Source organism: Rhodopirellula maiorica SM1, from assembly GCF_000346295.1.
Taxonomy (GTDB): domain Bacteria; phylum Planctomycetota; class Planctomycetia; order Pirellulales; family Pirellulaceae; genus Novipirellula; species Novipirellula maiorica.
This window is the reverse complement of the sequence record NZ_ANOG01000413.1, coordinates 1-4,524: the sequence shown is the minus strand read 5'-3', so window position 1 is coordinate 4,524 and position 4,524 is coordinate 1. Positions and strand designations below refer to the sequence as shown.

Genomic DNA, 4,524 nt, shown 5'->3' with positions numbered 1-4,524 from the left:
GGTGGACGTCCGGCAATCAAGTGATACATCGTCACGCCCAACGAGTACAAATCGCTTCGTACATCGACGGTGTGTCCTTGAACTTGTTCGGGGCTCATGTAACGTGGCGTGCCGAGTGTCAGTCCCGCTTGAGTCAAATCGCCTCGTGTCGCATCAACATCCAAACCTAGACGAGCCAATCCAAAATCGGCAACCTTCACGATGCCGCGATCGGATCGCATGATGTTTTCGGGCTTGATGTCGCGATGCGTGATCGATGCTTCCGATGCAACCTCAATCGCCGAAGCCACGCCGACGATCACATCGATCGCTTCGTCGGTGGTCAACGAGCCTCGTTTGGAAAGCACGCTACGGAGGTTCTCGCCATCGACCAATTCTTGAGCGATGTAGTGAAACGAATCGACACTTCCCACATCATAGACTTGGACAATATTGGGATGATTCAACTTTGCCGCCGCCTTGGCTTCGCGACGAAACCGAGTGACGTAATCTTTGTCTCGTGCAAAGTCGCTGCGCAGGATTTTGATCGCGACGTCACGGCCGAGCGATAAATGACGCGCCGAGTAAACGTCGGCCATCCCGCCGCGTCCAAGTTTGCGCAAGATTTGATAGTCGCCGAGTCGGCAGCCAATCAATTTGGACGAAGCCAGATCGGATTCATCTGGTGGTGTCGGCAAGGGCGTTTCCGAAGTCAATGAATTGTTTCTCCAATCCGAACAAGCACCCGATTCATGCTTCCCGATTCAAGGCCTTGTAGATCAATTGTCACGAATTGAAAGCCAATGGTTCGCAACGTGTCGTTTAGTTCAACGGCGAGCGAACCGGCGAGTAAACGTGAAAGTTCCGCACGTGGGACTTCCACACGAGCCAGTTCGTCGTGGTGTACTCGCACCCGCACGTCGCTGAATCCGCGGTCACGCAACCATGATTCCGCTTGCTCGATTCGCGACAATCGCTCGGCCGTCACCTCGACGCCATAGGCCACTCGGCTAGCCAAACAAGGGGACGCCGGTAGCTCGGCGTTCTCGAGCCCAAAAAATCGGGCTAATTCTCGAACGGCTTGTTTGCCCAGTCCGAGATCGGCTAACGGCGTTTGGACCGAAGCTAAATTTCCGGCTTCGATCCCAGGACGATAGTCGCCTAAGTCGTCCGCGTTGGTGCCCGATACCAGCACGGTTGTGGGGTCATGGACCGCCAATTGAGCGAGGGTTCGGTACAGTGTTTCTTTGCAATAAAAACATCGCCGGGTGTCGTTCCGAATGTACTCTTGGCGATTGCCTTCGTCGGTGGCGACGACTTGTTGCTGAATTCCAATCTGCTGGGCGATTCGAGCGGCCCATTGCAGTTGCCACTCCGGCACGCTGGGCGAATTCGCTGTCACGGCCAGCAACGAATCCAATCCCGCACGCATCGCTGCCGCCGCCACAACGCTGCTATCGACGCCTCCGGAGAACGCCACCGTAACGCGGCGAAACGAAGCGATCCGCCCGATCAACTGCTCGGCGTTAGTAGAGACGCTAGACATGAAAAGTGCTAAGAAAAGAGAGAATCAATTCGTATTCGCAATGGCGGCCGAGGCCACAAGCCCCCCCGTCCCGAGCCCCCCGTCCTGGACGTCGTGGTCGAGGTCACGAGTCCCGCCAAAAAGTTTTCGTAGAGCCTCGCCAGTCCTTATTTTGAAAGGACTCGTTACCTTGTCCACTACGGTCGACCGAAAATCGCTTCGGCACCGCGGCTAACCGTTGGACGTGTCCAAACAACGGATCTCATTCCCAACTCTAAGCAATAAACGGCCGTTTGAATATGCCGGCGTCGCTCCGACCGGTCCCCCCAAGTCGACTTGCCCCAATTTTTCAAATTGGTCGCTGGCTCGCAGCAGGGTTGCTTTGCCATCCAAGCTGATGATCAGCAGCGTGTCATTGACGATGATCGGCGAGGCTCCGAAATTGCCGCCGATGCGTTCTTTCCAAATGGTCTCGCCAGACGTGACATCAACGCAGGACGCGATTCCTTTGTCGTCGATGATGAATAATCGGTTGCCTTTCTTTGCCGGAGTCGGAACGTATGGCGATCCCCGATCGATCCGGTAAACCTGTTCAGGTTTCTCGTTTTTGGATTTTGGAATACGCACCGCCACGAGATGGTTGCCACCGCCTCCGCTGCCCGCAGTCGCAATCGCCAAGTCGCCCACGACCAACGGGGTGCTGCAGCAGCGAGCGCCAAATACGGGCAGACTCCACAACATTTCGCCTGTTTTTGCATCCAAGCCAAACATGCCGTTTCCAGTGTTGGCGTCGATCACTTGTGCCACACCGTCACTGCCTTGGAAAATGGCTGGCACACCGTAGCAGGTTCGGGTGGTCTTTAGTGGTGTTTCCCAAGCGGTTTCGCCGGTGTTGCGATCGACGGCAATCATACGACTTTTCCCCGGTGTATCACCTTGCCTTAATTGTTCGCCCTGTTGAGAGTTGAACAGTATGACCAGCGAACCGAAGATTCGGGGCGACGTACCAAAGCCATGTTGACTTTGCCAAGTTCCAAAGTCACGAGACCAAATCTCGTTGCCGTCGAAGTCGAAACACTTCAACATCGTGTGCTCCGGATCGCTCCAGGAACAGAAAATATGGGTTGCGTCGGCGGTCGCAGTGCTGGACGCAGCCGTGTTTCGCGAGTGCAGTCGTTTGATGTGATGGGGATACGGGCGCTGCCAAGCCAATTCACCGGTTTTCAAATCTACGGCTCGGACGGCGATCGTTTGTTTTTGGGTATCCGACACCAAGAAGATCACAAGACCGTTGGCAACGATCGGGGAACCGACGTTGTAATCGCCGGTGTCATGACGCCATGCGTAATCGTTTTCGTTCCACCGCTGGGGAAGCGAACCGTCGGCAGTAAACCCTTGCGAATTGACGCCGTGGAACTCGGACCATGACGACGCGTTCGCCGTTGCACTTTGCTGGGACAGCGGGGATTCGGCAACGCATAGAGTTGGCAATCCGAGTCCGACCAGGATTGCAATCGGCAATTTACCAACAAGCCATTGGGATGACGTCATTTGATTTCCAGGACAATAAAGGTGGACAAAAATGGTGGGAAGGGTCTCTGGCAGACAATGCGGAGAGCGGAGTTGGCAGCGAAACGATGTGTAGGACGATTAAAACGGTCGTGCCGATTACAAAGCTTCGGCGTTTTTTTGCAAGCTGCATTGTAAGCGAAACCTAGCTCTACGTCCGTACGCGACCCTTCCCCCGGGCTAGATTTTCAGGTGAATCCCTCCTGAAATTTTCCCGGTGATGCTCCCATGATGTACCGAGTCGAATGTTTGCGCAGCGTTAGCACCCTGTTCGGTAGTCCCGAAGAATGGAATTCGCTTTCCGGCGGAGTTCCTTTTCGTCAAACCAGTTGGTTGCAGCCGTGGTGGGACCAATTTGGCGGTCAATTAGAAGCCTACGTGCTGGTCGCCCGCGACGCAGAGGAGCAGATTTGTGGAATTTTGCCGCTTTGTCGCAGTTTTGATTCGCCGCGAACGCTGCGATTTATCGGGGATAACAATGCGTGCACTGACTTTGCCTCGATTCTTTTAGACCCGCAGGATGCGAACGCCGAGAGTATTGTCGACGCGATGGTCCAATTTTTGTGCGAACACACCGCCACTGACTCTGAGGGCTGGGATTTTCTCGAACTCGATGGGGTCAGTGCTGGAGATCCCGTGATGCGTTGCTTCTCGGCGTCACTCGCAAAAGCAGGCGTGATCGTTCACGCGCAGTCACGCATGAGCACTTGGCTCCTGCAGGCCGCTGAATCATGGGAGCAACAGCTGAGTCGGCATAGCAAACGGACTCGCAAAAAGACGCGAGGGTTTCTCGAATCGGTTGACAAAACGCCTGGAATGGAACGCGTGATTGCGAATTCGACCGAACAAGTGGACGAGTTTATGGACGCGATCATTGAATTGCATCAGCGTCGCTGGAACGCCGTGGGCGAACCCGGCACGTACGCTGACAAACAACTCCGTGATTTCGTGACACAAATGGCTCATGAAATGTTTCGCAATGATCGTCTGTATTTGCCGGTGCTGCGGTTGGATGGGCGGATTATCGGCGGCGAGCTAGGAATCCTTTCCGATGATCTGCTGTATATCTATAGCAGCGGTTTTGATCTCGACGCAGCCAATCTCGAACCGGGGCGAATTCTTGCGGTGAACACGCTCAAGTACGTCCACGACCAGGGGCTTCGCGGGATCGAATACATGCGAGGCGACGAGCCCTACAAGGCACGCAGCGGCGCCGAGCCGACACCTCTATTGCAATTACGCGTCGTCGCGCCCCGGTGGTGGGCTAAGGTGTGCCACAGTGCTTGGTCGGCGCAATTTGAGCTGAAACAATGGGCTCGCCGCCGCACCGGCCGAGAACTGGTCAAAGTTGTCGACATGGCGCTGACGTCCTAGAGCTGCGGGTTGCCTCGAGTTGCGGGTGGCAAATTCAGCGCCCCGCTTTCACCCCATTCGTGCCATCGATCTATATC

Annotated in this window: 4 protein-coding genes; 1 reads left to right on the top strand and 3 read right to left on the bottom strand. The window is 55.3% G+C overall.

Annotated features, from left to right (window positions below):
- The 3 genes from RMSM_RS13240 to RMSM_RS13230 all read right to left on the bottom strand — a co-directional run.
- A partial coding sequence (locus RMSM_RS13240; RefSeq protein ID WP_315850145.1) for a serine/threonine-protein kinase occupies window positions 1-677 on the bottom strand: 677 nt, incomplete at its 3' end.
- 14 nt (window positions 678-691) lie between these two features.
- Window positions 692-1,525, bottom strand: coding sequence for an ATP-dependent sacrificial sulfur transferase LarE (gene larE / locus RMSM_RS13235; protein WP_008696694.1), 834 nt, complete (start codon window positions 1,523-1,525; stop codon window positions 692-694).
- A gap of 210 nt (window positions 1,526-1,735) precedes the next feature.
- Window positions 1,736-3,055 (bottom strand): outer membrane protein assembly factor BamB family protein, encoded by a 1,320-nt coding sequence (locus tag RMSM_RS13230; protein WP_008696693.1) that lies wholly within the window; start codon window positions 3,053-3,055, stop codon window positions 1,736-1,738.
- Window positions 3,056-3,301: 246 nt separating this feature from the next.
- On the opposite strand from RMSM_RS13230, the gene RMSM_RS13220 reads away from it, so the two are divergent.
- On the top strand, window positions 3,302-4,447 hold the full coding sequence (locus RMSM_RS13220) for a GNAT family N-acetyltransferase (protein ID WP_008696692.1): 1,146 nt from the start codon (window positions 3,302-3,304) through the stop codon (window positions 4,445-4,447).
- Window positions 4,448-4,524: the final 77 nt, after the last annotated feature.

Bases quoted from the DNA above. Each gene is read 5' to 3' on its own strand.
- larE (WP_008696694.1), bottom strand. From the start codon at position 1,525: ATGTCTAGCGTCTCTACTAACGCCGAGCAGTTGATCGGGCGGATCGCT.
- RMSM_RS13230 (WP_008696693.1), bottom strand. From the start codon at position 3,055: ATGACGTCATCCCAATGGCTTGTTGGTAAATTGCCGATTGCAATCCTG.
- RMSM_RS13220 (WP_008696692.1), top strand. From the start codon at position 3,302: ATGATGTACCGAGTCGAATGTTTGCGCAGCGTTAGCACCCTGTTCGGT.